This window comes from Sphingomonas sp. PAMC 26621, from assembly GCF_000251145.1.
Lineage (GTDB): Bacteria > Pseudomonadota > Alphaproteobacteria > Sphingomonadales > Sphingomonadaceae > Sphingomonas.
On sequence record NZ_AIDW01000003.1, the window covers coordinates 41,251 to 67,183 of the forward strand.

Annotated in this window: 22 protein-coding genes, 1 pseudogene and 1 riboswitch; of the genes and pseudogenes, 12 read left to right on the top strand and 11 right to left on the bottom strand. The window is 67.4% G+C overall.

Annotated elements, in window-relative coordinates; genetic code table 11:
• The first annotated feature begins 110 nt into the window (after positions 1-110).
• From sucC to RI03_RS00235, 3 genes and pseudogenes are all read left to right on the top strand, one after another.
• Positions 111-1,309, top strand: a pseudogene (gene sucC / locus RI03_RS00225) (ADP-forming succinate--CoA ligase subunit beta).
• Between the two features lie 221 nt (positions 1,310-1,530).
• Positions 1,531-2,289: an electron transfer flavoprotein subunit beta/FixA family protein gene (locus RI03_RS00230; protein ID WP_010214396.1), complete on the top strand. Its 759-nt coding sequence runs from the start codon at positions 1,531-1,533 to the stop codon at positions 2,287-2,289.
• A complete protein-coding gene (locus RI03_RS00235; RefSeq protein ID WP_010214397.1) occupies positions 2,286-3,215 on the top strand; it encodes an electron transfer flavoprotein subunit alpha/FixB family protein in 930 nt (309 codons plus the stop codon). Before RI03_RS00230 ends, RI03_RS00235 begins: the two co-directional genes overlap by 4 nt.
• A gap of 288 nt (positions 3,216-3,503) precedes the next feature.
• Here RI03_RS00235 and RI03_RS00240 read toward each other — a convergent pair whose 3' ends face one another.
• From RI03_RS00240 to RI03_RS00265, 6 genes are all read right to left on the bottom strand, one after another.
• A complete protein-coding gene (locus RI03_RS00240) occupies positions 3,504-4,730 on the bottom strand; it encodes an MFS transporter (RefSeq protein ID WP_010214398.1) in 1,227 nt (408 codons plus the stop codon).
• Positions 4,730-5,734: a histone deacetylase family protein gene (locus tag RI03_RS00245; protein ID WP_010214399.1), complete on the bottom strand. Its 1,005-nt coding sequence runs from the start codon at positions 5,732-5,734 to the stop codon at positions 4,730-4,732. The genes RI03_RS00240 and RI03_RS00245 overlap by 1 nt, the downstream gene beginning before the upstream one ends.
• Positions 5,727-6,956, bottom strand: coding sequence for a Na+/H+ antiporter NhaA (gene nhaA / locus RI03_RS00250; protein WP_010214400.1), 1,230 nt, complete (start codon positions 6,954-6,956; stop codon positions 5,727-5,729). Before nhaA ends, RI03_RS00245 begins: the two co-directional genes overlap by 8 nt.
• Positions 6,957-7,250: 294 nt before the next feature.
• Entirely contained in the window at positions 7,251-8,072 is an 822-nt protein-coding gene (locus tag RI03_RS00255) for a shikimate 5-dehydrogenase (protein WP_010214401.1), read from the bottom strand.
• 12 nt (positions 8,073-8,084) lie between these two features.
• Positions 8,085-9,665, bottom strand: a complete 1,581-nt coding sequence (locus tag RI03_RS00260) for a lysine--tRNA ligase (RefSeq protein WP_010214402.1) — start codon at positions 9,663-9,665, stop codon at positions 8,085-8,087.
• Positions 9,666-10,004: 339 nt separating this feature from the next.
• Entirely contained in the window at positions 10,005-11,687 is a 1,683-nt protein-coding gene (locus RI03_RS00265) for a class I adenylate-forming enzyme family protein (RefSeq protein ID WP_010214404.1), read from the bottom strand.
• A gap of 102 nt (positions 11,688-11,789) precedes the next feature.
• On the opposite strand from RI03_RS00265, the gene lgt reads away from it, so the two are divergent.
• From lgt to RI03_RS00295, 6 genes are all read left to right on the top strand, one after another.
• Positions 11,790-12,698: a prolipoprotein diacylglyceryl transferase gene (gene lgt / locus RI03_RS00270; RefSeq protein WP_010214405.1), complete on the top strand. Its 909-nt coding sequence runs from the start codon at positions 11,790-11,792 to the stop codon at positions 12,696-12,698.
• Positions 12,699-12,891: 193 nt separating this feature from the next.
• Positions 12,892-13,956 (top strand): class I SAM-dependent methyltransferase, encoded by a 1,065-nt coding sequence (locus tag RI03_RS00275; RefSeq protein ID WP_010214406.1) that lies wholly within the window; start codon positions 12,892-12,894, stop codon positions 13,954-13,956.
• Positions 13,953-14,462, top strand: a complete 510-nt coding sequence (locus tag RI03_RS00280; protein ID WP_010161634.1) for a GNAT family N-acetyltransferase — start codon at positions 13,953-13,955, stop codon at positions 14,460-14,462. The genes RI03_RS00275 and RI03_RS00280 overlap by 4 nt, the downstream gene beginning before the upstream one ends.
• Entirely contained in the window at positions 14,459-15,235 is a 777-nt protein-coding gene (gene pgeF / locus RI03_RS00285) for a peptidoglycan editing factor PgeF (RefSeq protein WP_010214408.1), read from the top strand. Before RI03_RS00280 ends, pgeF begins: the two co-directional genes overlap by 4 nt.
• A gap of 364 nt (positions 15,236-15,599) precedes the next feature.
• Positions 15,600-16,949: a cystathionine gamma-synthase family protein gene (locus RI03_RS00290; protein WP_010214409.1), complete on the top strand. Its 1,350-nt coding sequence runs from the start codon at positions 15,600-15,602 to the stop codon at positions 16,947-16,949.
• 69 nt (positions 16,950-17,018) lie between these two features.
• A complete protein-coding gene (locus RI03_RS00295) occupies positions 17,019-17,417 on the top strand; it encodes a DUF2147 domain-containing protein (RefSeq protein ID WP_232283412.1) in 399 nt (132 codons plus the stop codon).
• A gap of 163 nt (positions 17,418-17,580) precedes the next feature.
• Here RI03_RS00295 and RI03_RS00300 read toward each other — a convergent pair whose 3' ends face one another.
• Together RI03_RS00300 and RI03_RS00305 are read right to left on the bottom strand one after the other, a co-directional pair.
• On the bottom strand, positions 17,581-19,125 hold the full coding sequence (locus RI03_RS00300) for an ABC transporter permease/substrate-binding protein (RefSeq protein ID WP_010214410.1): 1,545 nt from the start codon (positions 19,123-19,125) through the stop codon (positions 17,581-17,583).
• Positions 19,122-19,910: an ATP-binding cassette domain-containing protein gene (locus RI03_RS00305; protein ID WP_010214411.1), complete on the bottom strand. Its 789-nt coding sequence runs from the start codon at positions 19,908-19,910 to the stop codon at positions 19,122-19,124. The genes RI03_RS00300 and RI03_RS00305 overlap by 4 nt, the downstream gene beginning before the upstream one ends.
• A gap of 239 nt (positions 19,911-20,149) precedes the next feature.
• On the opposite strand from RI03_RS00305, the gene RI03_RS00310 reads away from it, so the two are divergent.
• From RI03_RS00310 to RI03_RS00320, 3 genes are read left to right on the top strand one after another with little or no spacing between them, the layout of a single operon-like run.
• Positions 20,150-20,944 (top strand): SDR family oxidoreductase, encoded by a 795-nt coding sequence (locus RI03_RS00310; protein WP_010214412.1) that lies wholly within the window; start codon positions 20,150-20,152, stop codon positions 20,942-20,944.
• Between the two features lie 52 nt (positions 20,945-20,996).
• Positions 20,997-21,248: a type II toxin-antitoxin system ParD family antitoxin gene (locus RI03_RS00315; RefSeq protein ID WP_026046330.1), complete on the top strand. Its 252-nt coding sequence runs from the start codon at positions 20,997-20,999 to the stop codon at positions 21,246-21,248.
• On the top strand, positions 21,238-21,525 hold the full coding sequence (locus tag RI03_RS00320; RefSeq protein WP_010214415.1) for a type II toxin-antitoxin system RelE/ParE family toxin: 288 nt from the start codon (positions 21,238-21,240) through the stop codon (positions 21,523-21,525). The genes RI03_RS00315 and RI03_RS00320 overlap by 11 nt, the downstream gene beginning before the upstream one ends.
• A 108-nt stretch (positions 21,526-21,633) precedes the next feature.
• Here RI03_RS00320 and thiC read toward each other — a convergent pair whose 3' ends face one another.
• The 3 genes from thiC to RI03_RS00335 all read right to left on the bottom strand — a co-directional run bounded on the left by thiC (position 21,634) and on the right by RI03_RS00335 (position 25,817).
• Positions 21,634-23,553: a phosphomethylpyrimidine synthase ThiC gene (thiC, locus tag RI03_RS00325; protein WP_010214416.1), complete on the bottom strand. Its 1,920-nt coding sequence runs from the start codon at positions 23,551-23,553 to the stop codon at positions 21,634-21,636.
• Positions 23,554-23,595: 42 nt separating this feature from the next.
• A riboswitch (TPP riboswitch) is annotated at positions 23,596-23,704 on the bottom strand.
• 37 nt (positions 23,705-23,741) lie between these two features.
• Complete coding sequence (locus tag RI03_RS00330) at positions 23,742-24,758, bottom strand: ferritin-like domain-containing protein (protein ID WP_010161624.1); 1,017 nt, start codon at positions 24,756-24,758, stop codon at positions 23,742-23,744.
• A 51-nt stretch (positions 24,759-24,809) separates the two neighbouring features.
• Entirely contained in the window at positions 24,810-25,817 is a 1,008-nt protein-coding gene (locus tag RI03_RS00335; RefSeq protein WP_026046331.1) for a ferritin-like domain-containing protein, read from the bottom strand.
• Positions 25,818-25,933: the final 116 nt, after the last annotated feature.

Genomic DNA, 25,933 nt, shown 5'->3' on the forward strand with positions numbered 1-25,933 from the left:
CCGTCCCATAGGCGACCCGCGCGGCGAAGGCGAGCCTTGCAAGGGGTGGATTCACCGCGCCCGCTGTGCTTAAGGCACAGGCAAACTCGACCCGTGAAAGGCACGAACCCATGAACATCCACGAATATCAGGCCAAGGAACTCCTGGCGAAATTCGGCGTGCCGGTTCCGGCGGGCTTCTCCGCCATGTCGGTCGAGGAAGCGGTTGCAGCCTGCGAGAAGCTCCCCGGGCCGCTCTACGTCGTCAAGGCGCAGATCCATGCGGGCGGCCGCGGCAAGGGCAAGTTCAAGGAACTCGGCCCCGATGCAAAGGGCGGTGTTCGCCTCGCCAAGACCGCTGACGACGTTCGCGCGGCGGCAACCGACATGCTCGGCAACACGCTGGTGACGATCCAGACCGGCGAGCACGGCAAGCAGGTCAACCGCCTGTACGTCACCGACGGCGTCGACATCGCCAAGGAATTCTACCTCGCGCTGCTCGTCAACCGCGCCACCGGCCGCGTGTCGATGGTCGCCTCGACCGAGGGCGGGATGGACATCGAGACCGTCGCGCACGACACGCCCGAGAAGATCCACGCGATCGACATCGACCAGGCAACCGGTTTCCAGCCGCATCATGGCCGCGCCGTCGCCGCCGCGCTCGAGCTCAAGGGCGATCTCGCCAAGCAGGCCGCAAACGTCGCGTCCAAGCTGTATGACGCCTTCATGGGCACCGATGCCGAGCAGATCGAGATCAACCCGCTCGCCGTCACCGAAGACAACAAGCTGATGGTGCTCGACGCCAAGGTCGCCTTCGATGGCAATGCGATGTTCCGTCACAAGACCTGCTGGAACTGCGCGACGAGACCGAGGAAGATCCCGCCGAGCTCGAGGCGTCGAAGTACGACCTCGCCTACATCAAGCTCGACGGCGACATCGGCTGCATGGTCAACGGCGCCGGCCTCGCGATGGCGACGATGGACATCATCAAGCTGAACGGCATGTTCCCGGCCAACTTCCTCGACGTCGGCGGCGGCGCGAACAAGGAGAAGGTCACCGCGGCGTTCAAGATCATCCTGAGCGATCCCGCGGTGAAGGGGATTCTCGTCAACATCTTCGGCGGGATCATGCGCTGCGACATCATCGCTGAGGGCATCGTCGCCGCGGCGAAGGAAGTGAACCTCTCGGTGCCGCTGGTCGTCCGCCTCGAGGGCACCAACGTCGAGAAGGGCAAGGAAATCCTCGCCACCTCGGGTCTCGCGATCGTTCCCGCGAACGACCTTGGCGATGCCGCCAAGAAGATCGTCGCCGAGGTCCAGAAGGCGGCGTAAGCCACCCACGGTACCAATGAAACGGGGGCTCGGACGGCAACGTCCGGGCCCCTTTTCTGTTCGGCGGCCGAATCGGCACGTTCCGTCCCGCAAATGCCGCTACGGCATCGCGCTTTTTCCATACCGGACTTGCGAAAAGCGCGGAAAATAGCCATCTGACCGCCAGATGCACCGCCTTTACGCGTGGCGGAAAACGTGATCGACCTTGGAAGGGATAGCCGATGAAGGTGCTGGTACCGGTCAAGCGGGTGCTTGATTACAATGTGAAACCCCGCATCAAGGCGGATGGCAGCGGCGTCGACCTCGCCAACGTCAAGATGAGCATGAACCCGTTCGACGAGATTGCGGTCGAAGAAGCGATCCGCCTCAAGGAAGGCAAGAACGGGGGGGGCGTCACCGAGATCGTCGTCGTCTCGATCGGCGAGCAGAAGTCGCAGGAAACGCTCCGCACCGCGCTCGCCATGGGCGCGGACCGCGCCATCCTCGTCGTCAGCGAGGACAAGGTCGAGCCGCTCGGCGTCGCCAAGCTGCTGAAAGCGATCGTCGACGAGGAAAAGCCCGATCTGGTGATCCTCGGCAAGCAGGCGATCGACGACGACAACAACCAGACCGGGCAGATGCTCGCCGGGTTGCTCGGCGTCGGCCAGGCGACGTTCGCGTCGAAGGTCGAGCTCGCCGGCGACAGCGTCACCGTGACGCGCGAAGTCGATGGCGGGTCGGAGACCGAGACGCTCAAGCTCCCAGCGATCATCACGGTCGACCTGCGCCTCAACGAGCCGCGCTATGCGTCGCTCCCCAACATCATGAAGGCCAAGTCGAAGCCGATGGCGAACAAGACGCCCGCTGATTTCGGTGTCGACGTCAGCCCGCGGCTCGCCACGCTCAAGGTGGTCGAACCCGCCAAGCGCTCGGCCGGCGTCAAGGTCGCGGACGTTGATGAACTCGTTGCCAAGCTCAAGACGATGGGAGTTTCCAAGTGAAGACGCTCGTTTGGGTCGAACATGACGGCGCCACCGTCAAGGACGCCACGCTCGCCGTGGTCACCGCCGCATCGCAGCTCGGCGAAGTGCATCTGCTCGTCGCCGGCCAGGGCGTCGACGCGGTCGCCGCCGAAGCCGCCAAGATCGCAGGCGTCGGCAAGGTGCATGTCGCGGACGACGCGGCCTATGCGCATGCACTCGCGGAGAACGTCGCGCCGCTGATCGTCCAGTTGATGGGCGATCACGACGCGTTCCTCGCGCCCGCCACGACCAACGGCAAGAACATCGCGCCGCGCGTCGCCGCGCTGCTCGACGTGATGCAGATCAGCGACATCCTGTCGGTCGAGAGCGAGGACACGTTCACGCGCCCGATCTATGCGGGCAATGCGATCGCCACCGTCCAGTCGAAGGACGCCAAGAAGATTATCACCGTGCGCGGCACCGCCTTTGCCAAGGCGGCGACCGAGGGCGGCACCGGGACGATCGAGGCGGTCGCGACGACCGGCGACCTCGGCGTGTCGACCTATGTCGGCAGCGAGATCGCCAAGTCGGAGCGGCCCGAGCTGACGTCTGCCAAGATCATCGTCTCGGGCGGGCGTGCGCTGGGTTCGGGCGACAAGTTCCATGAACTGATCGATCCGCTCGCCGACAAGCTCGGTGCGGGCGTGGGTGCGAGCCGGGCCGCGGTTGACGCGGGCTATGCGCCGAACGACTATCAGGTCGGCCAGACCGGCAAGATCGTCGCCCCGGAAGTCTATGTCGCGGTCGGCATCTCCGGCGCGATCCAGCATCTTGCGGGGATGAAGGACTCGAAGACGATCATCGCGATCAACAAGGACGAGGACGCGCCGATCTTCCAGGTCGCGGACATTGGCCTCGTCGGGGACTTGTTCAAGATCCTGCCGGAGCTGACCGGCAAGCTCTGAGCGTTACACAGTGCTGACGGATCGAACGGGCGGCCAGTTGGTCGCCCGTTTTATTATGGTAACGTAACATTCAGTATTGTCCCCCGCAGAAATACGCGTCATGAACCACCGCGTTGCTCGGGGGGGCAGCGTGTCCGCGTCGACAGGTTCAGCGAATCGTTTGCGCGCCCTGCATGGGGGCCTGCGGTCGCGCCGCGCACCGTTTCGCTGAACCTCGTCACTGCGCGGTCCCTTATACCGGCATCATCCCCCCGTTCGTTTCGAGCGAATGGGAAGCAACCATCGCCGTCAGTCGCTCCCGATCGGCTTGACCGGCGTCTCGACCGGTATCGGCAAGGGCGCCACCCGCCGCAGCAACAGCGCGATCACTAGCGCGGCCACCCCAAGCATCAGGCAGAACACCGTCACCCCCGGCCAGCCCGCGCGCGTCCAGGCGACGCCCCCCGCCGACCCGAGCACGCTCGACCCGGCATAGTAGAAGAACAGGTACAGCGCCGCCCCCTGCCCGCGATTCTCACGCGCGCGCCGGCCGACCCACGCGCTTGCGATCGAATGCGCGCCGAAGAAGCCGACCGTCACCGCCGCGATGCCCAGGATCACGCTCCACAAGGGCGCGGTCGCGGTCAGCAGGATACCGACGATCAGCAGCACCACCGGCGTCCAGAACACCAGCCGCCGCCCGAGCCGTCCCGACAGCCCGCCAAACCATGCCGAACTCGCCGACCCCAGCAGATACAGCAGGAAGATCGCGCCGACCGCCGCATGGCCAAGACTGTACGGCGGGGCGAGCAGCCGGAACCCCGCATAATTGTAGATCGTGACGAACACGCCCATCAGCAGGAACGCCTCGGCATACAGCAGCGGCAGCGCGCGGTCCGCAAACAGCGTCGCGGTCGCGCGCCAGACCGATCCGCGCTTGTGCGTGCGCCGGGTAAAACCCCGCGATTCGGGCGCGAGCCGCCGGAACGCTTCCGCCATCGCCAGCCCCGCCAGCCCGACGATCCCGATTGCCCAGCGCCAGTCCGCGACATCCGCGATCAGGCTGACGCCGAGCCGCCCCGCCATCCCGCCGATCGCGCTCCCCGCGATATAGAGCCCCATCGCCGACCCGACCGACCCCGCGTCGACCTCCTCGGCGACATAGGCCATCGCGACCGCCGGCACGCCCGCGAGCGCAACGCCCGTCGCGAAGCGCAACGCGAGCAGCGTCGTCCAGTCGGGCGCGACCGCGGTGGCGAGGGTGAACAGCCCGGCGAGGAACATCGCCGCGACCATCATAGGGCGGCGTCCCCACCGATCCGACAGCGCGCCGGCGAACAGGATCCCGATCGCGAGCGGGCCGGTCGCCAGCGACACCGCGAGGCTCGCACCCTCCGCATTCACCCCGAAGCGCTGCGCAAAGATCGGGAGCAGCGGCTGGACCGAATAGAGCAGCGAAAAGGTCGAGAACCCCGCGAACAGCATCGCGAGCGTCAGCCGCCGGTAGCCAGCACTTCCCTTGGCATGCGCCGCCATCAGAAGCCGGACAACAGGCTGACGACGTTCCGGCCCAAGGCGTCGACCGCATAGCCGCCCTCCATCGCGATCACGCTCGGCCAGCCGCACGCCGCGATGTCGCGCGCGAGCACCGCATAATCGTCGGTGGTGAGCTTGAAATGCGCGATTGGGTCGCTCTCCCACGTATCCGCGCCGAAGCTGACGACGAGCAGGTCAGGCGCGAACCGTGCGATCGCCTCGAGCGCCTGGTCCTGCGCGCGACGGAACGGGGCGAGCCCAGCGCCCTGCGGTAGCGGCAGGTTGAGCGTCGCGCCTGCTCCCTCGCCGTCCCCGGTCTCGTCGGCATGGCCCCAGTAGAACGGGTAGTCGCTTACCGGATCGGCGTGGATGCTCGCGTAGAACACGTCGCCGCGATCCCAGAAGATGTCCTGCGTGCCGTTGCCGTGGTGATAGTCGATATCGAGGATCGCGACCCGCTGCCGCCCCGCGTCGCGTGCGGCTTGCGCGGCGATCGCGGCGGTGTTGAGGTAGCAATAGCCGCCGTAATAATCCGCGCCCGCATGATGCCCGGGCGGGCGGCACAGCGCGAACGCGGCACGCTCGCCCCCGAGCACCGCGTGAGTCGCGGCGAGCGCACTTTGCGCGCTGCCATAGGCCGAACCCCAGCTTTGCGCGGTCAGCGGGGTCGAGGCGTCGAAGCTGTAGCGCCCGATCTGCCCGTCGATCCGGTCGATCCTGAGCGACCGCCGCCCGACCACCGGCCAGACATAGCCCATCGCATCCCCCGGCCGCCCCGCCGCCGCCCAGCGCGCAGGCCCCTCGCGCAGGAACGCGAGATAGTCGTCGGTGTGGACCGCCCGGATCGCCGCGTCGCCACGATCTTCCGGCGTCTCCGCGCCACCGATCGCGGCGAGGATCGTCTCCGCGCGCGACGGCGTCTCGGCGTAGGCGGTGAACCCGCCGTTGTGGAGTTCCTGCGCGGGCGCATGCGCCAGCTGGCTGGGCGAGAAGAAACTACGCATTGGGTCCCTTTCGTGTCGTGGGCGCGAACCGCAGCACCAGCCAGCCCGCGACCGCCGCGAGCGTCGATCCGGCGAGCACCCCGATCTTGACCTCGTCCTGCAACGCATCGTTGCCCGGAAACGCCAGTCCCCCGATAAACAGGCTCATCGTGAACCCGATCCCCGCGAGCAGCGCGACTCCGTACAGCTGGAGCCACGACATACCCGCGGGGCGCTTCGCGATCCCGAACCGTTCGGCGAGCGCGACGCCCCCGAAGATCCCCGCCTGCTTGCCGAGGAACAGCCCGCCCGCGATCCCGAGCACCAGCGGGTCGAGCGCGACCGCAGGCGTGATCCCCGCGAACGAAACCCCGGCATTGGCAAAGGCGAACAGCGGCACGATCCCGAACGCGACCCACGGCGACAGCGCATGTTCGAGCCGGTGGAGCGGCGATTCGGCGGAATCGGGCATGCCGGGCGACTTGGTCACGGGGATCAGCGCAGCCGTCACGACCCCGGCGACGGTCGCATGCACGCCCGAGAGCAGCACCAGCCACCACAAGGCGGCGAACCCGACCAGATATGGCCACACCTGCATCACCCTGCGTTGTTTCAGGACGAGCAGCAGCAGCACCAAGCCGCCCGCGCCCGCCAGCGCGACCAGATCGATCCCGCTGCTATACGCCAGCGCGATGATCGCGACCGCGCCGCAATCGTCGACGATCGCGACCGTCGTCAGGAACAGCTTGAGCGCCGGACTGGCGCGCGGGCCGAGCAGCGCGAGCACCCCGATCGCAAACGCGATGTCGGTCGCGGCGGGGATCGCCCAGCCGGCGCGCAATGGCGGGTTACCCCCCGCGATCGCGAGGAACACCAGCGCCGGGACGATCATCCCCGCCGCCGCCGCAATCACCGGCAACCGCCGCCGCGCGGGCGAGGCAAGTTGCCCGTCGACCAGCTCGCGCTTGATCTCGAGCCCGACGAACAGGAAGAAGACCGCCATCAACCCATCGTTGATCCACAGATGCACCGTCATCGGCCCGATCGCCGGGGCAAGCACCGGGCCGGTCTCGCGGTGGAGCGTGTGGAAATATGCGTCGGCGAGCGGCGAGTTGGCGATGACCAGCGCGAGCGCCGCGGCTGCCATCAACACGATCCCGCTCGTCGCCTCCTGCGCGAGAAAGGTGCGCAACGCGGAGCGGATCTTCCGGACGGTGCGGGGCGGGGTGGGAAAGTGGACCATGCGTCTGGCCTAACGCGTGGGAGACGCGGGGGGAACCGGAAGCGAGCGGCGGGTTTGGGGAAACGTCTTTTCCCGGTCGCCACTTCGGTCGCCCCCGGCCCCAAAAGCTGCCGTCATGCTGAACGTGTTTCAGCATCCACCGCGCAACAGGCATAGTCCGGACTCGTGGAGGGCTGGATCCTGAAACAAGTTCAGGATGACGGACGGTTTTGCAGAACTCTCGCGGAGGCGGGAAGACGGAATGGGGTGGCGGTAATCCTCCCCCACTCCCCCGTTCCCCGTTCCTCGCGCCGCCTACCCGTTCGCGCGGGCGAACGCGGCGGCCTCCGCGACCTGATCCCGCTCGGGCGTCAGGCCCGTATACAGCACGAACTGGTCGAGCGCCTGCAGGGTCGCCACCTCCGCGCCCGTGATCACGCGTTTGCCCGCCGCCCGCGCCGCGCGCAGCAGCGGGGTCTCGGGCGGATATTGCACCACGTCCACCACCACGTCGCTCGCCGCGATCATCGCCTGCGGGAAGGCGAGCGCATCGGCATCGCCCCCGGTCATCCCGAGCGGGGTCACGTTGAGCAGCAGCCCCGCCGCGGCATCGCCCAGTTCCGCCGACCAGCCAAAGCCGTACAGCGCCGCCAGCTCCTGCCCCGCCGCCGCGTTGCGCGCGACGATCGTCCCGTCGCGAAACCCCGCGTCGCGGAGTGCCGCCGCCACCGCCTTCGCCATCCCGCCCGACCCGCGCAACACGAAGCGCGTCGCCGGGTCGATGTCGGCGATCAGCCGCGCGACCGCGGCGTAATCGGTATTGTGCCCGGTCAGCGTACCCGCATCGTTGACGATCGTGTTGACGCTGTCGATCGCCGCCGCCGACGGAGCAAGCCCGTCGAGCAGCGGGATCACCGCTTCCTTGAACGGCATCGAGACCGCGCAGCCGCGAATATCGAGCGCGCGGATTCCGCGCACCGCGCCTTCCAGGTCGCGCGTCGAGAACGCCTTGTAGACGAAATCCAGCCCCAGCGTCTCGTACAGCCGGTTGTGGAAGCGCGTCCCGAAAGTGCCCGGGCGCGCCGCCAGCGACATGCACAGCCGCGTGGTCGGGCCGATCAGCGGTTTGGTCGGCATGTCCGTCCTCCGTCAGTCCGCGAGCGCCTCGGCGATCAGCGTGCGGGTGTTGCCAATCCCGTAGAGCGCGATGAAGCTGCCCATCCGCGGCCCTTGCGGCGACCCGAGCAGCGTCTCGTACAAGGCGCCGAACCAGCTGCGCAGCGGATCGAACCCGCCTTCGTTGCCGATCGCATAGACGATGTTCTGCAAGTCGACCGCCGAGGCATCGGCGGGTGCGGCGGCAAGATCGCGATCGAGCCGTTCGAGTGCTGCGACCTCGATCCCCACCGGCTTGCGCCGCTGAAGCGTCGGCGCGACGAAATCGCGGTTGTACGCGAGCGCATGGCCGATCAGCGCGTCGAGTTCGGGCGTGATCTCGCCCCCAACGTCACTGGCCACGTAGTTGCTGAGATACCCACGCACCTGCTCCGCGGTCGCGCCTGCGCCGAGCACGCCGACGAGGTTGAGCAGCAGCCCGAAGGTCACCGGCGGAGTCGTCCCCGGCACTTCGCCGTCATGGATGTGATGCACTGGATTGCCGAGCTTCTGCTCGACCGGAAGCGCTGCATATTTCCCGCGGAAGTCGAAATAGTCGTCCACCGCGCGCGGGATGACGCCGACGTGGAGCTGCTTGGCCTTCTTGGGTTCGCGATACGCGAAGAACGACAGGCTCTCCTGCGTCCCGTAATCGAGCCACTGCTCGAGCGTCAGCCCATTGCCCTTGGACTTGGAGATCTTCTCCCCCTTTTCGTCGAGGAACATCTCGTAGATCAGCCCCTCGGGCGGACGCCCACCGAGCACGCGCGCAATCTTGCCCGACTGGACGCCGCTGTCGATCAGGTCCTTGCCGTACATCTCGTAATCGACGCCCAATGCGACCCAACGCATCGCCCAGTCGACCTTCCACTGCAGCTTGGCGTGGCCGCCGAGGATCGATTGCACCAGCACTTCGCCGTCGCTGTCGGTGAAGCGGATCGTCCCCTCCTCAATATTGACGACCTCGACCGGGACCTGGAGCACGACCCCGGTCTTGGGGCTGATCGGCAGGATCGGCGAATAGGTCGCGGCGCGTTCCTTGCGCAGCGTGGGCAGCATCACGCCCATGATCGCGGCGTAGTTGCGCAACACGCCCTTGAGCGCATCGTCGAACACGCCGGCTTCATATTGCGAGGCGGAGGAGATGAATTCGTATTCGAAGCCGAAGCGATCGAGAAAATCGCGCAGCATCGCATTGTTGTGCGCGGCGAAACTCTCGAACTTCTCGAACGGATCGGGAATGCGGCTGAGCGGCTTGCCGAGATGCTCGGTCAGCATCGCCTGGTTGGGGACGTTGTCGGGAACCTTACGCAGGCCGTCCATATCGTCGCTGAACTCGATCAGCCGGGTTGGCGCGTCCGACAGCGTCTGGAACGCGTGGCGCACCATCGTCGTGCGCAGCACTTCGTTGAACGTGCCGATATGCGGGAGCCCCGAGGGGCCGTAGCCGGTCTCGAAGATGATCGGCGCGTTTGCCGGCTTGCCGTCGGGATAGCGCTTGAGGAGCTTGCGCGCCTCCTCATACGGCCAGGCTTTGGACTCTTGGGCGGCGATGCGGAAAGGTGTGTCGGTCATGATGCATCCGCGTTTGCCGCTTTAGGGGGGCAAGCGCAAACGCTATGCTGTTTGAGCCCCCCTCACGCCGTCACCCTGAACTGGTTTCAGGGTCCACCGCGCCACGACGGCTGGTCGACCCTGCGGAGGGGTGGATGCTGAAACGCGTTCAGCATGACGGCCCGTTTGGGGCGGGGGAACGACGCCCCCCCCCCCGGAGTCACCCTGAACGCGTTTCAGGGTCCACCGTGCCACGACGGCTGGCCGAGCCTGCGGAGCGGTGGATGCTGAAACAAGTTCAGCATGACGGAGCGAAGGGGAAAAGGCGGTATGCCCATCCCCAACAACGCCCCCCTCACCTCAAACCGTCTCCCCCGCCCGTTCCGCTTCCACCAGCGCGCGGTACGTCCGGCGCAGCGTCACCTTGTCGATCTTCTCGGTCCCGAGCCGCGGCAGCGGCGTGTCGACGAACCAGATCCGCTGCGGGACCTTGAACGCCGCGACATGCGCGAACAGGAAGGCGGACAGCTCATCGACGCTCAGGCGTTCGTCCGGATGGAGCAGCACGACCGCGCCGGGCACCTCGCCATATCGCTCGTCGGGCAAGCCGAACACCGCCGCCTCGGCGACGCCGGGATGCTGGTAGATCGTCGCCTCGACTTCCTGGCACGAGATGTTCTCGCCACCGCGGATGATGATGTCCTTCTTGCGGTCGACGATGAACAGATAGCTGTCCGCATCGAGATAGCCGATGTCGCCGGTCAGGAAATAGCGATCCGCGGTAAAGGCGGCGGCGGTCGCATCGGGGCGGCCGTAATATTTGCGGAAATTGCAGATCGAGCGAATCCCGACCTCGCCGCGCTCCCCCTGCGCGACCGGGCGCCCATGATCGTCGAGGATCGCGAGATCGACCAGAGGCGCGGAAGCACGCCCGGTCGAATTGGGCTTGTCGAGGTAATTGTCGCGGAAATTGCCGCAGCCGATCCCGTTGGTCTCGGTCAGGCCATAGCCGAGCAACGGCTTGGGCCCGCCCATCTCGTCCGCGATCCGGCGGACATGCTCGACCGGGCGCGGCGCGCCGCCCGCCGCGAAATCGGTGACGCTCGACAGGTCGTAGGCGGCGCGATTGGGGTGAGTCAGGATCTCGAAGCTCATCAGCGGCACGCCGACGAAATAGCTGACATGCTCCGCCTGGATCAGCCGCATCGCTTCCTCGGCATCCCATTTGGGCATGAGGACCAGTTTTCGCCCCATCGCGAAGCTCTGGAGGAATACCGGCACTTCGGCGGTGACGTGGAACAGCGGCACGTTGAGCAATGTCGCGGGCTGGCCCTCGGGCGGGCTGCCGTCCTGCGTCGCGATGCTCAGCATCATCAGCGCCTGCGCCAGATAGTTGTACACGCCCTGCGTCACCGCGCGATGATCGCTGATCGCGCCTTTCGACTGGCCGGTCGAACCCGAGGTGAACAGGATCGTCGCAGGGTCGGTCGGGGCGACGACGGGGAGCGCGACCTCGGACGGATCGAGCCCGGCCAGCGCCTGCTTGAGCGGAAGCGTGTCGTCGATCGTCACGATCGGGACACCGAGCCCGTCGATCGCCGCGATCCGGCGCGCGCGCGGCGGGTCCGCGAAGACGAGGCTGCATTCGACGTCGGTCATCGCCGCGCCGAGTTCCTCGGCCTGCCACCAGCCGTTGAGCAACGTGGCGACCCCGCCCGCGATCACGATCCCCATGTAGAGCACGATCCACGACGGCGAATTGCGCATCGCGATCCCGACGCGATCGCCCGGCTGGATCCGATACTGCCCGACCAGCGCCTGCGCGACACAGGCCGCAACGGCGTGGACCTGCGCGAAGGTCAGCCGCTCGTCGCCCGCGACGAGGAAGGTCTTGTCGGCATGTTCGGCGCAATAATGCGCGAAATACGGCGGCAGCGTCTGCGGCACGCCGGTGATGACCGGCAGGTCGCGCCCGTCCACCGACACGCTCCCGAGCGCGAGCGGACCGTCTGGTCCGGTCAGTGCGGCAAGGGTCGCATCCATGCGGCCGTCCAATATGCTCGGCATCTCATCCTCCGTTTCGTCTTGTCGCTTGGTCTTGTCGCCAGTCGCCTTTATGGAGGCGCAAATCCCCGGGGAAAAGCCTTGATCCTGACTGCCGTCCTGCCCCTGCTCGCCGATGCGACGACCGCTGCTGCCGCTCCCGGTGCAGCGGGCCATCTGCGGTTCGAGGACCTACACCTCAACCCGGTCGCGCTCGACCTCGGGTTCTTCCAGATCAAATGGTATTCGCTCGCCTATATCACCGGGATCCTGGTCGGCTGGTGGTATCTGCTCAAGCTGATCGCGCAGCCCGGCAGCCCGATGGCGCGGCGGCATGTCGACGATCTGGTGTTCTATGCGACGCTCGGGATCATCCTCGGCGGGCGGCTCGGATACGCGATCTTCTATGCGCCCGACATGCTGCTCAGCCCGTGGCGGCTGATCCGGCTGTGGGACGGCGGCATGTCGTTCCACGGCGGGATGATCGGCACGTCGATCGGGATCATCCTGTTCGCGCGCAAGGAAAAGCTCGATTGGCTGCGGATCCACGATTATCTCGCGTGCGCGGTGCCGTTCGGGCTGTTCTTCGGGCGGATCGCGAACTTCATCAACGGCGAGCTGTGGGGCAAGCCCTCCAACGTCGCCTGGGCGATCATCTTCCCGCGCACCGGCACCGACGTGCCCCGCCACCCGAGCCAGTTGTACGAGGCGGGGCTCGAGGGGATCGCGCTGTTCGCGATCCTGTGGTTCGCCTTCTGGCGCACCAAGGCCCGCTATGAGCCGGGGCGGCTCGTCGGGCTGTTCCTGGTCGGTTACGGGCTCGCGCGCTTCACGGTCGAATTCTTCCGCGAACCCGATTCGCAGTTCAGCGGCACCTTCTTCGCGACAACGATCCACATGGGGCAGGTGCTGACGCTGCCGATGATCCTCGGCGGCCTGTATCTGGTCGCGACCGCCAAGGGCCGCCGCCAGCGCGTCGTGCCGATCGCGGGGGACGCGAGCGTCGCCTGACGCCCTCGGAGCGGCGTCATATCGGCCTTGTGCCGGGATCCACCGGGCCGCGCTACCGACGCTGTCCGGTCGAGAACCACGGTGGACCCCGGGACAAGCCCGGGGTGACGGGCGGGACTTGGATTGCGGAAGCGACCCAGCCCCCGCCACCACGCTTGCGGACCGCGCCGTCGCGGGGCATTGCGCGCCGACAATGACGGACGACACCCCCTCCCCACCCCCGCCTGCTCCCCTCGCCGACCGCCTCGCGCGCGCGATCACGCTCGCCGGGCCGGTCTCGATCGCGCAGTTCATGGCGGCGGCGAACCAGCACTACTACGCGACCCGCGATCCCTTGGGCACGGGCGGCGACTTCACGACGGCGCCCGAAATCAGCCAGATGTTCGGCGAGCTGATCGGGCTGTGGGCCGCCGACCTGTGGGACCGCGCCGGCCGCCCCGAGGCCGCCTGGGTCGAGCTCGGCCCGGGCCGCGGCACGCTCTCCGCCGACGCGCTGCGTGCTGGGCGCAAGGCCGGGTTCGCACCGCCGGTCCACTGCGTCGAGACCAGCCCGGTGCTGCGTGCCGCGCAGAAGGAGCGCCTCGCGGACGCGACCTTCCACGATTCGATCGACACGCTCCCGACCGATCGCCCGCTGATCGTCGTCGCGAACGAATTCTTCGACGCGCTCCCGATCCGCCAGCTCGTGAAAGGCGAGGCGGGCTGGTTCGAGCGGCTGGTCGCGTGCCAGGACACGCTGTTCCTCCCGATCGCGGGCACGCAAGTCCCCGACGGCGTCATCCCCGAAGCCTTGCGCGACACCGCCAACGGCGCGGTGATCGAAACCTCGCCCGCGAGCGTCGCGATCCTGCGCGGCCTCGCGCAGCGGATCGTCGCGCAGGGCGGCGCGCTGCTGATCGTCGATTACGGTTATAACGGCCCCGCGATCGGCGACACGTTGCAGGCGGTGCGCGGCCACGCCTTCGCCAACCCGTTCGACGGCCCCGGCGAGCAGGACCTCACAGCGCATGTCGACTTCGGCACGCTCGGCGCGGCCGCGCTGGTCGAGGGCGCGCGCGTCGAGGGCCCGGTCGACCAGGGCGCGTTCCTCACCGCGCTCGGCATCGACGCGCGCGCCGCCGCGCTGTCGAAGGCCGCGCCCGACCGCGCGGACGGGATCGCCGCCGACAAGGCCCGCCTGACCGAGGCAATGGGCACGTTATTCCAGGTCCTTGCGGTGTCGGCACCCGGCTGGCCGCAACCTGCGGGGTTCGAATGATCCAGTATCGCGACGCACGAACGATCGACGGCCCCGCGCTCGCCGCGATGGCGCGCGAATCGTTCACCGAGACATTCGGCACGCTCTACGATCCGAAGGATCTGGGCGCGTTCCTCGACGAGGCGTTCGGCCCCAACGGTCTCCCGTCGCAACTCTCCGACCCCGATTTCGCGATCCGCCTCGCGCTCGACGACGGCAAGATCATCGGCTTCGTCAAGATGGGGCCGGTCACCTTCCCCGGCGAATGGCGCCCCGATGCGATCGAGCTCTATCAATTCTACGTGCTCAGCCCGTGGCATGGCAGCGGCGTCGCGCAGGAGATGATGGCCTGGGCGCTCGACCATGCGCGCAGCCACGGCGCGCGCGAGGTGATCCTCAGCGTCTATGTCGACAACCACCGCGCGCACCGTTTCTACGAACGCTATGGCTTCCGCGACATCGGGCGGATCGCGTTTCGCGTCGGCACGACGGTCGACGACGACAATCTGATGCGGCTGGTGTTGTGAGCGACATCCCCGTGATCCGCGCCCGCACGCTCGAAGGCGTCGCGCACGGTTTCCTCGGGCGCGAGGGCGGCGTTTCGATCGGAGTCCATGCCGGGCTCAACGTCGGACTCGGGTCGGACGACGATGCAGCCGCCATCGCCGAGAACCGCGCACGCGCGACCGACGCGGTCCTGGCGGGCGCGACGCTCGTCACGCTCTACCAGGTCCATTCGGGCGACTGCGTCACCGCGCCGTTCGCGGACGGTGAACGCCCGCGCGCCGACGCGCTCGTCACGGATCGCCCCGGCCTCGCGCTCGGCATCCTGACCGCCGATTGCGCGCCCGTCCTGTTCGCGGATGTCGCGGCAGGCGTGGTCGGCGCAGCGCACGCCGGGTGGAAGGGCGCGATCGGCGGGCTGACCGATTCGACGATCGCCGCGATGGAAGCGCTCGGTGCGCGCCGCGACCGCATCACCGCGGCGATCGGCCCGTGCATCGCGCGCGCGAGCTACGAAGTCGACGATGCCTTCGCGCAGCGCTTCGAAGCGCACGACCCCGCCAACGAACGCTTCTTCGCGCCCGCCCGCGCGGGGCATCACCAGTTCGACCTCGAATCCTACGTCGTCCACCGGATCGCCAGCGCGGGCGTGACCCGGATCGCCGCGCTCGGGCTCGACACCTATGCCGACGAAGCGCGCTTCTACAGCTACCGCCGCGCGACGCATCGCGGGGAGCCCGGCTATGGGCGCCAGATCGCGCTGATCGGTCTCGGCGCGGAGACGGGCCGCCCCTGAAGGGGCGCGTTTCTCCCTCCGTTCGTTTCGGGCTCAGTCGAGCGACGGTCAAGGTAACGAAGCACAGTCGCCCGCACTCGTCTGTCTCGCTACTGGGCCCCGGCCTGCGCCGGGGAAGCGGAAACGTGGCAGGCGCCCGTTGTCCAAAAACTTTCTTCCCCGGCGAAGGCCGGGGCCCAGCAGCGAAGGTGGAGGTACCGAAGCGCAGCCGCCTGCAAGAAACCCGGCACGGTGCAGGTTCTCGACTTTGCTCTCACCGAACGGGTGGCCCGATGAAGGCAACCGCCCGACACGGCATGGTATCAAATGACACTATCCCGCGTTACGGAGGGGCATATCCTTCAGCAAGGCAGGACCTAATCTCATGGCGCAGACCCCCACCCCCCCGCTCGACACGACCGGCGCGGACGAAGCCGACCTGACCGGCGTCGCGCCGCGCACCAAGGCAAAGCCCTCGGTCGAGAAGATCGGCGATCGCAAGCTCAAGCCCTCCACGCTGATGATGGGCCACGGCTATGATCCGATGCTGTCGGAAGGCTCGCTCAAGCCCCCGATCTTCGCGACCTCAACCTACGTCTTCCCCAACGCCGCCGCGGGCAAGCGCCATTTCGAGGGCGTAACCGGCAAGCGTCCCGGCGGGTCGCAGGGTCTGGTCTATTCGCGCTTCAACGGCCCCAACCAGGAGATCCTCGAGGATCGCCTCGGCGTGTGGGAAGAAGCCGAGGACGCTTTGGTCTTCTCGAGCGGCATGTCCGCAATCGCCACCCTGATGCTGTCGATGGTCAAGCCCGGCGACACGATCGTCCATTCGGGCCCGCTCTACGCGGCGACCGAGACGCTGATCGCGCGCATCCTCGGGCGCTTTGGGGTCCAGTGGCTCGATTTCCCGGCGGGCGCGACTCGCGAGGAGATCGACGCGGTGATGACCAAGGCGGCGACCGGCAACGTCGCGCTGATCTACCTCGAAAGCCCCGCCAACCCGACCAACGCGCTGGTCGACATCCAGGCCGTCCGCGCGAGCCGCGACGCGATCTTCACCGGCGAGAACAAGCCGCCGATTGCGATCGACAATACGTTCCTCGGGCCGCTCTGGCTCAAGCCGCTCGAACATGGCGCCGAGATCGTCGTCTATTCGCTCACCAAATATGCCGGCGGGCATAGCGATCTGGTCGCGGGCGGGGTGCTCGGGTCGAAGGCGCACATCAACACGATCCGGCTGATGCGCAACACGATCGGCACGATCTGCGACCCCAACACCGCGTGGATGCTGATGCGCAGCCTCGAGACGCTCGAACTGCGGATGAGCCGCGCGGGCGAGAATGCGGTCAAGGTCTGCGCCTTCCTGCGCGATCATCCCAAGGTCGAGCGAGTCGGCTATCTCGGCTTCCTCGCCGATACGCCGGGGATGGAGCGCCAGGCCGACATCTACGCGCGGCATTGCAGCGGTGCGGGCTCGACTTTCTCGCTGATCGTGAAGGGCGGCGAGACCGAGGCGTTCGCCTTCCTCGACGCGCTCAAGATCGCCAAGCTCGCGGTCAGCCTCGGCGGGACCGAGACGCTCGCGTCGCACCCGGCGGCGATGACGCATCTCTCGGTGTCGGACGAGCGCAAGCAGGCGCTGGGGATCACCGACAACCTCGTGCGCATCTCGATCGGTGTCGAGGATCCGGACGATCTGATCGCCGACTTCGCGCAGGCACTCGATTCGATCTGACGCGTTCATTTATGGATCAGGCGGGTGCGCTTAGGCGCATCCGTCGGTTCTTCGTGGAAGGCGATCAGCATGCGAGCATTTGTAATGGCAGCGGCGGCAGTGGCCGCGCTGCTCCCGGTGGCGGCCACGGCCGCGATCCCCAAGGGGGTCTGGACCAACCCCAGGAAAAGCGTCCGCGTGGTGTTCCAGCCGTGCGGCGACGCGATTTGCGGCAAGGTGATCGCTGCCACGCCGCAGGCTGAGGCGGATGCGCAGCGTGGCGGCGGCGCGCCGCTGGTCGGCGCAATGCTGTTCCAGGATTTCCGCCAGGGCGAATCGGGCCTGTGGAGCGGTTCGGTGCTAGTGCCCGATCTGGGCCAGACCATTTCCGGCACGATCCGGCAGGTGGATGCGAACACCTTGGTCGGCGAAGGCTGCGTGTTCCCCAACATCGGGTGCCGCACGCAGACGTGGACGCGGGTCAAATAGGCGCGCGTCTGCAAGGACCGTCAGTCCCGCGCGGGCGGGTCGCTCGGCAACGGTGGTTCTCCCGCAAACGGTCCTGCGGAAGCAGGAACCCAGAGCCAGGCAAGACAACGCCGTAGGATGGTCTCACCTCTGGACTCCCGCTTTCGCGGGAGAACAGCGCCGCTCAGCGCATCGGCACGCCGATCTTCCGCCCGAGCCACCGCGCAGCCGCCTCGGGCGACGCCTTGGCATCGTCGCGGTCGACCTGATAGTTCGCCGCACGCATCGCCTCGACCGACACCCGCCCGATCAACGGCTGCACCGCGGCGAGGAACTTCGCGTCGCTCGCATGCGCCTTGGCGACCAGTACGATCGCGTCATAGCCGGGAATCGCCCCGCGCGGGTCGCTCAGCACGGTGAGATGCTGCGCGGCGATCCGCCCGTCGGACGAAAAGGCCGAGATCACATCCGCCTGCCCGCTCTCGAGCGCGCGGTACATGAAGGTCGGGTTATACGCGCGGGCGCTGCCGAAGCGGATCGGATAGGCGCGCTGGATCGCCGCCCATTCCGGCCGCTCGAGGAATTCGAGGTCCGCCCCGAACTTCAGCCCCGGCGCCGCACGCACCAGATCGTCGAGCGACACGAGTCCGCGGTCCCGCGCCGCATCCCCCCGCATCGCAAAGGCATAGGCGTTTTCGAACCCCAATGACCCGAGCACCTTCACCCCCGACGTCTTCGCGCTCCACGCGCCGATTGCCGACACCATCGCCGCGCGCTTCGGCGTGTCGCGGCGCTTCATCTCGTTGGTCCAGATCGTCCCCGCGTAATCGACGTAAATGTCGATCGCGCCCGAGCTGACCGCGCCATAGATCACCGCCGAACCGAGCCCGTCGCGATACCGGACCTTGTAGCCCGCCTGCTCGAGCCGATCGCCGATCAGCCGCGCGAGGATGTACTGTTCCGAAAAGTTCTTCGCGCCGATCGTGATGACGCTTCCGCCGGTCGGCCACAGTGGTGCCAGCGCGAGCAGGACGGCCGCGATCAGCACGCCCCCCGCCCCCAGCGCGACGCCACGCCGCCGCCGCGCGATCGACCGCTCGATCACCCCGAGCAGCGCATCGACCGCGAGCGCCAGCGCCGCCGCGCTGAAACACCCGGCGAGCACCAGCGCCCAGTTCTGCGTCTGGAGTCCGGCGAAGATCATGTCGCCGAGGCTCGGCTGCCCCACCGTGGTCGACAGCGTCGCCGCGCCGATCGTCCACACCGCGGCGGTCCGGATTCCCGCCATCAGCACGGGTGCGACGAGCGGCGCCTCGACCATCCGCAACTTCTGCCACGACGTCATCCCGACGCCATCCGCCGCCTCGATCACCGCGGGGTCGATCCCCGCGAGCCCGGTGACGCCATTGCGCAGGATCGGCAGCACCGCATACAGCGACAGCGCGAGCAGCGACGGCAGGAACCCCAGCGCGGGGATGCCGCCGCCGACGAGCCCCGACAGGAACAGCAGCAGCGGGTAGAACAACGCGAGCAGCGCGAGACTCGGGATCGTCTGGATCAGGCTCGCGATGCCGAGCGTCCAGCGCGCGACGCCTGGCGACCGCGCCGACCAGATCGCAAGCGGCAGGCTGATCGCGAGCCCGAGGATCAGCGCGGCGGCGGACAGCAGCAGATGCGCCGCGAGCAGATCGGGCACGCGCGTCATCGCCTCGAGGAACGGGCCGGTCATGCCGCTTCGCCCGCCAGCGCGCGCATCCGCTCCGCCTGATCGCGCGGCACCGCGACCAGCGCCTGCGCGACCGGCCCGCCCGCGCCTTCGAGCAACGCGCGCGGCGTTTCGTCCGCGACGATCCGGCCTGCGTCCATCACCAGCACGCGATCGGCGAGGATCAGCGCCTCCGCCATGTCGTGCGTCACCATGATCGTGGTGAGCCCGAGCCGGTCGTGCAGCGCGCGGATCGCATGCCCTAACTGGTCGCGCGTGACCGGATCGAGCGCGCCGAACGGCTCGTCCATCAGCATCAGCCCCGGCGCGGTCGCGAGCGCGCGCGCGACGCCGACCCGCTGGCGCTGCCCGCCCGACAGCGCATCGGGCAACCGCGTGGCGACCGCGCGCGGCAGATCGACCAGGTCGAGCAGTTCGCCGACCCGGTCCGCACCGTCGCTGTCGCCGCCCGCCAGCCGCAACCCGATCGCGATGTTCTCGGCGACCGTCATATGTGGAAATAGTCCTATGTTTTGAAACACATAGCCGATCTTTCGGCGCAGCATCGGCGCGGGCTCGTCCGCGACGTCCGCCCCGGCGATGCGTGTGCAACCTTCGCTTGGTTCGATCAGCCGGTTGATCATCTTGAGCAGCGTCGATTTGCCCGACCCCGAGCTCCCGACCAGCGCGACGAAGCTGCCGCCCGCGATCTCGACCGAGACCCGATCGACCGCGACGGTCCCGCCGGGATAGCGTTTGGAAACGGCCTCGAACGCGACGGTCGGGCCGGAAGGGGGGGATTGCGCCATCGGGATCCTTGTGCGGGAGGGTCCCGCAGCCGTCAAACGCGGATGCGCGCGTTGCGTTGCCCGCGTGCCGCCCCCGGTCCGAAGCAGGCTCCGGGTGGCCGGGGGTTTTTCGCGTGTCGGTTCCCGCCCCTCCAAACCATGGCGGGCTTGTCGCGAAGGCTCCCGTACCGCAAACCCTCTGCCAAAGCCTGTGCTGCCCGGTTGATGCCGGGACAAGCTCGGCATGACGGAGGGGATATATGCAAAAGGCGATCTTCATCACCGGCGGCGGCTCGGGCATCGGGCGCGCCACCGCAAAACTGTTTGCCGCCAAGGGCTGGCGAGTCGGACTCGCCGACGTCAACCGGCAGGGCCTGTCGGAGACCGCCGCGGAGCTCCCGCCCGGCATCGCCGAAACCTATGTCATGGACGTCCGCGACCGCGACGCCTGGGTCGCGAGCCTCGACGCGTTCGTAGCCACCACCGGGGGCCGGCTCGACGTGCTGTTCAACAACGCCGGGATCGGCACCGGCGGCCCGATCGCCGAGATGAGCTTCGAGGATCTCGACCGGGTCGTCGCGATCAACCTCGTCGGCGTGCTCAACGGCGCGAAGATCGGCTACGCCTATCTCGCGCGGACGCCCGGATCGTGCCTGCTCAACACCGCGTCCGCCTCGGCGATCTACGGCTCGTCCGGGCTGCCGGTCTATTCCGCCACCAAGTTCGGCGTCCGCGCGCTGACCGAGGCGCTCGACGGCGAATGGTATGGCGCGGGGATCAAGGTGCGCGACATCGTCCCGAGCTTCATCGACACGCCGTTGCTGCAGGCCCCCGCAGGCAACAGCAACCAGTCGATCCGCGAAGTGGTGACGGGCGCGGGGCTCGAGCTGACCGGGGTCGATCAGGTCGCGCAGGCGGCGTGGGACGCGGTGCACGGCGACCGCGTCCACACCTTCGTCGGCAAGACCGCGGACCGCATGGCCTTCGCCGCGCGCTGGCTGCCCGGGCGTCTGCGCAAGATGATGCGGCGCGAGATCGCACCGGGAGAGCGGTGAGAGGGGCCATTTCGCGATTGTCTGTTTTAGCGCAATTCTGTATATGTGGCCCATGGCGCAAATGAATGTTTCCCTGCCTGAAGGTCTCAAAAGCTGGGCCGAGGCACGTGTTGCCGAGGGACGCTACAGCAGCACAAGCGACTATGTGCGTGATCTGGTGCGCCGCGATCAGGATGACGCGCTGAAGCTGAACGCCTTGCGGGCGGCGATCGACGACGGGCTGGCCTCGGGGCTCAGCGAGCGCGATCCGTTCGACTATCTGGAGACGCTCCGCGCCGAGTTGCGCACCGCCGATGCGGCTTAGGCTGAGCCGCCGAGCGCAAGGCGACCTCGATGGCGTCCGCGATTATACCGTCGAGCATTACGGAACTGCCCGTGCGATCCTGTATCTGGATGTGATCGAACAAGGATTCCGCCGTATCCTGGCCTATCCGCAAATCGGTGCGGCGCAGCCGGAGGTGAAGACGGGGCTCCAGAGCCTTTCCGCTGGCGAACATCGCTTATGGTATCGCGTCGAGTCCGAAGAGATCGTGATTTTGCGCGTTCTGCACAAAGCGATGGACCCTGCGCGGCATCTGTAAGGGTCGCAGATCGGTCGTTCAACTGAGGTGGCAGGGTGCTGACATCATAACTGATCCAGCACCCTGCGGGCAGGCTTCTGTTGGCATAGATTCAGCCGATTGCGTTGCCTACTCCGCCGGCAGGTAAATCTCCCCGCCCTTCTCCTTGAACGTTTCGCTCATGGCCGCCATCCCGGCCTCCGCATCGACATGCGTCGTGCCCTTGGCAAAAGCCGCGCGGTCGGCATCCGCCGCCTGCCCCGCGCCCGCCGCGAGGAACCCGTCCGCCGGGCCGTTCTGCTTCGCCGCGAAGTCGCGGACTTCCTGCGTGATTTTCATCGAACAGAACTTGGGCCCGCACATCGAGCAGAAGTGCGCTGTCTTGGCGCCTTCCGCAGGAAGCGTCTGGTCGTGGTACTGCTCGGCGGTATCCGGATCGAGCGACAGGTTGAACTGGTCGCGCCAGCGGAAATCGAACCGCGCGCGCGACAGCGCGTCGTCGCGCATCTGCGCAGCCGGGTGCCCCTTCGCCAGATCGGCCGCATGCGCGGCGAGCTTGTACGTCACCACGCCGACCTTGACGTCGTCGCGGTCGGGCAGGCCGAGATGCTCCTTGGGCGTGACGTAGCAAAGCATCGCGGTGCCATACCAGCCGATCATCGCGGCACCGATCCCGCTGGTGATATGGTCATAGCCCGGCGCGATATCGGTGGTGAGCGGCCCGAGCGTGTAGAACGGGGCCTCGCCGCACACTTCGAGCTGCTTTTCCATGTTCTCCTTGATCTTGTGCATCGGCACATGGCCGGGGCCTTCGATCATCACCTGGACGTCCGACTTCCAAGCGCGGTGGGTGAGCTCGCCCAATGTATAGAGCTCGCTGAACTGCGCCTCGTCGTTTGCGTCGGCGATCGAGCCGGGGCGCAGGCCGTCGCCGAGCGAATACGCGATGTCATACGCCTGCATGATCTCGGTGATCTCGTCGAAGCGTTCGTAGAGGAAGCTCTCCTTGTGGTGCGCGAGGCACCATTTCGCCATGATCGACCCGCCGCGCGAGACGATCCCGGTCACGCGCTTCGCGGTCATCGGGATGTAGGCGAGCCGCACGCCGGCGTGGATCGTGAAGTAATCGACGCCCTGCTCGGCCTGTTCGATCAGCGTGTCGCGGAAGATCTCCCACGTCAGGTCCTCGGCGACGCCGCCGACCTTTTCGAGCGCCTGGTAGATCGGAACGGTGCCGATCGGGACGGGCGAATTGCGCAGGATCCATTCGCGCGTGTCGTGGATGTTGCGGCCGGTCGACAGGTCCATCACCGTGTCCGCGCCCCAGCGGATCGACCAGACCATCTTGTCGACTTCCGCCGCGACGTTGCTCGCGACTGCCGAATTGCCGATGTTGGCGTTGATCTTGACCAGGAAGTTGCGCCCGATCGCCATCGGCTCGGATTCGGGGTGGTTGATGTTGTTGGGGATGATCGCCCGGCCCCGCGCGATCTCGTCGCGAACGAACTCGGGGGTGACATAGTCGGGGATCGAAGCGCCGAACGACTCCCCGTCGCGGATCAGCTTTTCCTTGGCGGCGGCGCGACCGAGGTTCTCACGGATCGCGACATATTCCATCTCGGGGGTGATGATCCCGCGCTGCGCATAATGCATCTGGCTGACGTTCGCCCCCGCCTTGGCGCGCAACGGGCGCTTCACGACGTTGGGATATTGCGGGACGCCCGCCGAGCGATCCGGCCCGGTCAGGCCATTGTCCTCGGGGCGAATTTCGCGCGCGTCGTAGAATTCGACGTCGCCACGCGCGAGGATCCAGTCGCGGCGGAGCTGCGGGAGCCCCATGTTGATGTCGATCTGCGCCTTGGGGTCGGTATACGGCCCGGACGTGTCGTAGACGCGCAGCGGGGGTTCGTTCGCGGAGGGTTCAAGCAGGATCTCGCGCATGGCGACCCCCGAGCCGGGGATGTTCGCGCACGGCACGTGAATCTTGCGCGATCCGCGGATCGCGCCGGTGGTAACGCCAATTTCAGTGCGGGCAGGAATGTCGGCCATTGTCTCGCTCCTCAAAATCGGACGAGCGACAACGGAACCCGGGCGTGGACACCGCTCCCTCCCTCCGCCCGTGCTAACGGGATCAGGTTCAAACGGGTCGTGGCTTCAGCCACCTCTCAGCTGCTCTGGCGCAGCCCCCCGGGGAATTTCAGTCTTGTACGTGCTTCAAGCGACGAAGGAAAGGTAGGTCAGCTCGCCGCGCTGGTCTTGATGTTGCCGTTGATGCCGTTGGGGAAGAACCCACCGCCAACCACCGCATTGCGGTTGAGATAGACGACGTTGAGCACCTGCCCCGGCGTCCGGCTGAACGTGATGCCGTTTGCGTCGGTCGGGACGAGATTGGCGGTGGTGCCGTCGCCGATCCCCTGGTCGAGGTCGCTCGCCGTGCCATCGAGGCTGTCGCGCGCGTCGCTGATCAGATTGGCGTTAGTACGCAGCGACGGGGTCGCGATGCCCTTGGCGTAGAGCACCGTGCGGATCAGCCCGGCGTGATAGGCCTCGGTCGCGAGGATCCCGGCCGCTGCGTCGATCAGCAGGCTTTGCGCGATCAGCGGCGCGGCACCCTTATACGCCGTGACGCCCACGTCCTCGAAGATGAACGCCGCGAGCAGGAAGTTCTCATCGCTGGCATAAGGATCGAAGGTGCCGGTCGCCGGGACGATTCCCGCCGCACGCGCCGCCGCGGTGAACGCGCCGGTCGCGCCACCGTCGATGTTGATCGCAGGCTGCGCGACCGTCGACGTGCCAAGCACCGAGCGCAGGAACGCGACGTGCGCGACCTCGTCTGCCGCGATCTCGCGCGCATATTGCTGGACGATCGGATCGGTGAACGCGACCTGCCGCCCGCCGGTCACGCCGCCGGGCGTGCCCGTGCCGGTCAACAGCGCGGCGGGAAGACCTGCGCCAGTGACGGCAAAGCTGTAGAATTGCGCTTCGAGATATTCGAGGTTGAGCGCGAAGTTGAACGTGTCCTGGTCCTTCAGCACGTCGGTCGAGGCCGGGCTCGGCGTCGCGCTGGCGGTATCAGTCGGCGTGGGGGTCGGGGTGATGGCGCTGTCGCCGTTGTTTGCTCCGCAGGCCGAAAGGAGCGCGCTGCCGCCCGCGACGACCGAGGCGGCCCCGGCGGTGCGCAGAAAGCTGCGCCGCGCCGCGCGGCGGCGTTCGCCTGCATCGAGGACGGTGAGAAGGAGGTCGCTATCGATCACTGGAAACACTCCGGTACGGGCGCGAAGACAAGGGAAGCACAGACGCGAGGCTCAGGCCGCTGCGGTGCTGGTATTGATGCTGCCGTTGACGCCATTGGGGAAGAAGCCCCCCTTCGCCACGGCGAGCGTGCTGAGATAGACGATGTTGAGCACGGGGCCGGTCGCGCGGCCATAGGCAAGACCGTCCTGCCCGGTCGGCACGATGTTCGATGCGCTGAGACCGTTGAGCGCGGGCAACTGGCTGTTGGCGATCGTCGTCGCCGAAATGCCCTGGTCATCGTCGCTGCTGCCGTCGAACGCGTCGCGGACGTTCGAGATCGCATCGGTGTTCGTGCGCAGGCTCGGGGTCTGCAGCCCCTTGCTGTACAGCACGGTCCGGATGATCGACGCGTGATACGCCTCCGCGGCAAGGATGCCTGCGGCAGCCTCGAGATAGACCTTGCTGGAAAGCAGCGAGGAGGCACCGCGATAGGCGGTGACGCCGACGTCCTCGAACAGGAACGCCGCCTGGAGGAAATTCTCGTCGCTTGCATAAGGATCGAACGCCGCCCCCGCCGCGACGATCTTGGCCGCCTGCGCCGCCACGCTAAACGCGCTGGTCGCGCTCGAGCCGATGTCGATCGCGGGTTGCGCGACCGCTGCGGTCGACAGCTGCGCGCGCAGGAAGGTGACGTGGTTGACCTCATCCTGCGCGATCTCGCGCGCATATTGGGCAACCAGCGGATCGGTGAAGTTGACTGCGCGGCCTCCGGTGACGGTGCCCTGCGTCGTCGTGCTCGCGCTGCCAGGCGTCAGCAACGCGTTAGGCAGGCCGGTGCCGAACGCAGCGAAGGAATAGAATTGCGCCTCGAGATATTCGAGGTTGAGCGCGAAATTGAGGATCGCGGCGTCGTTGTCGGTCGCCTGCGCGGTCGCCCGGCTTCCGATCGTGACTGCGGTTGCGCCGAATGCGGCGACCGCGCCGGCGCCGAGCGCGGTACGGAAGAATTCGCGGCGTTCGCTGCGACGTTCGGCACGGGATTCGAGCCGTTCGATCAGCTGCTGGTCGGTATCGTTCATCGGGGCGAAGCCTTCATCCTTGAAACGCGCCTTGCGGCCCGGCTTGCGTGGCACCGCGCGAGGCGGGACGCAAGCCGGGAAATGGCGGCCCGGCGCAGAGCTTATGCCGCGCCGAA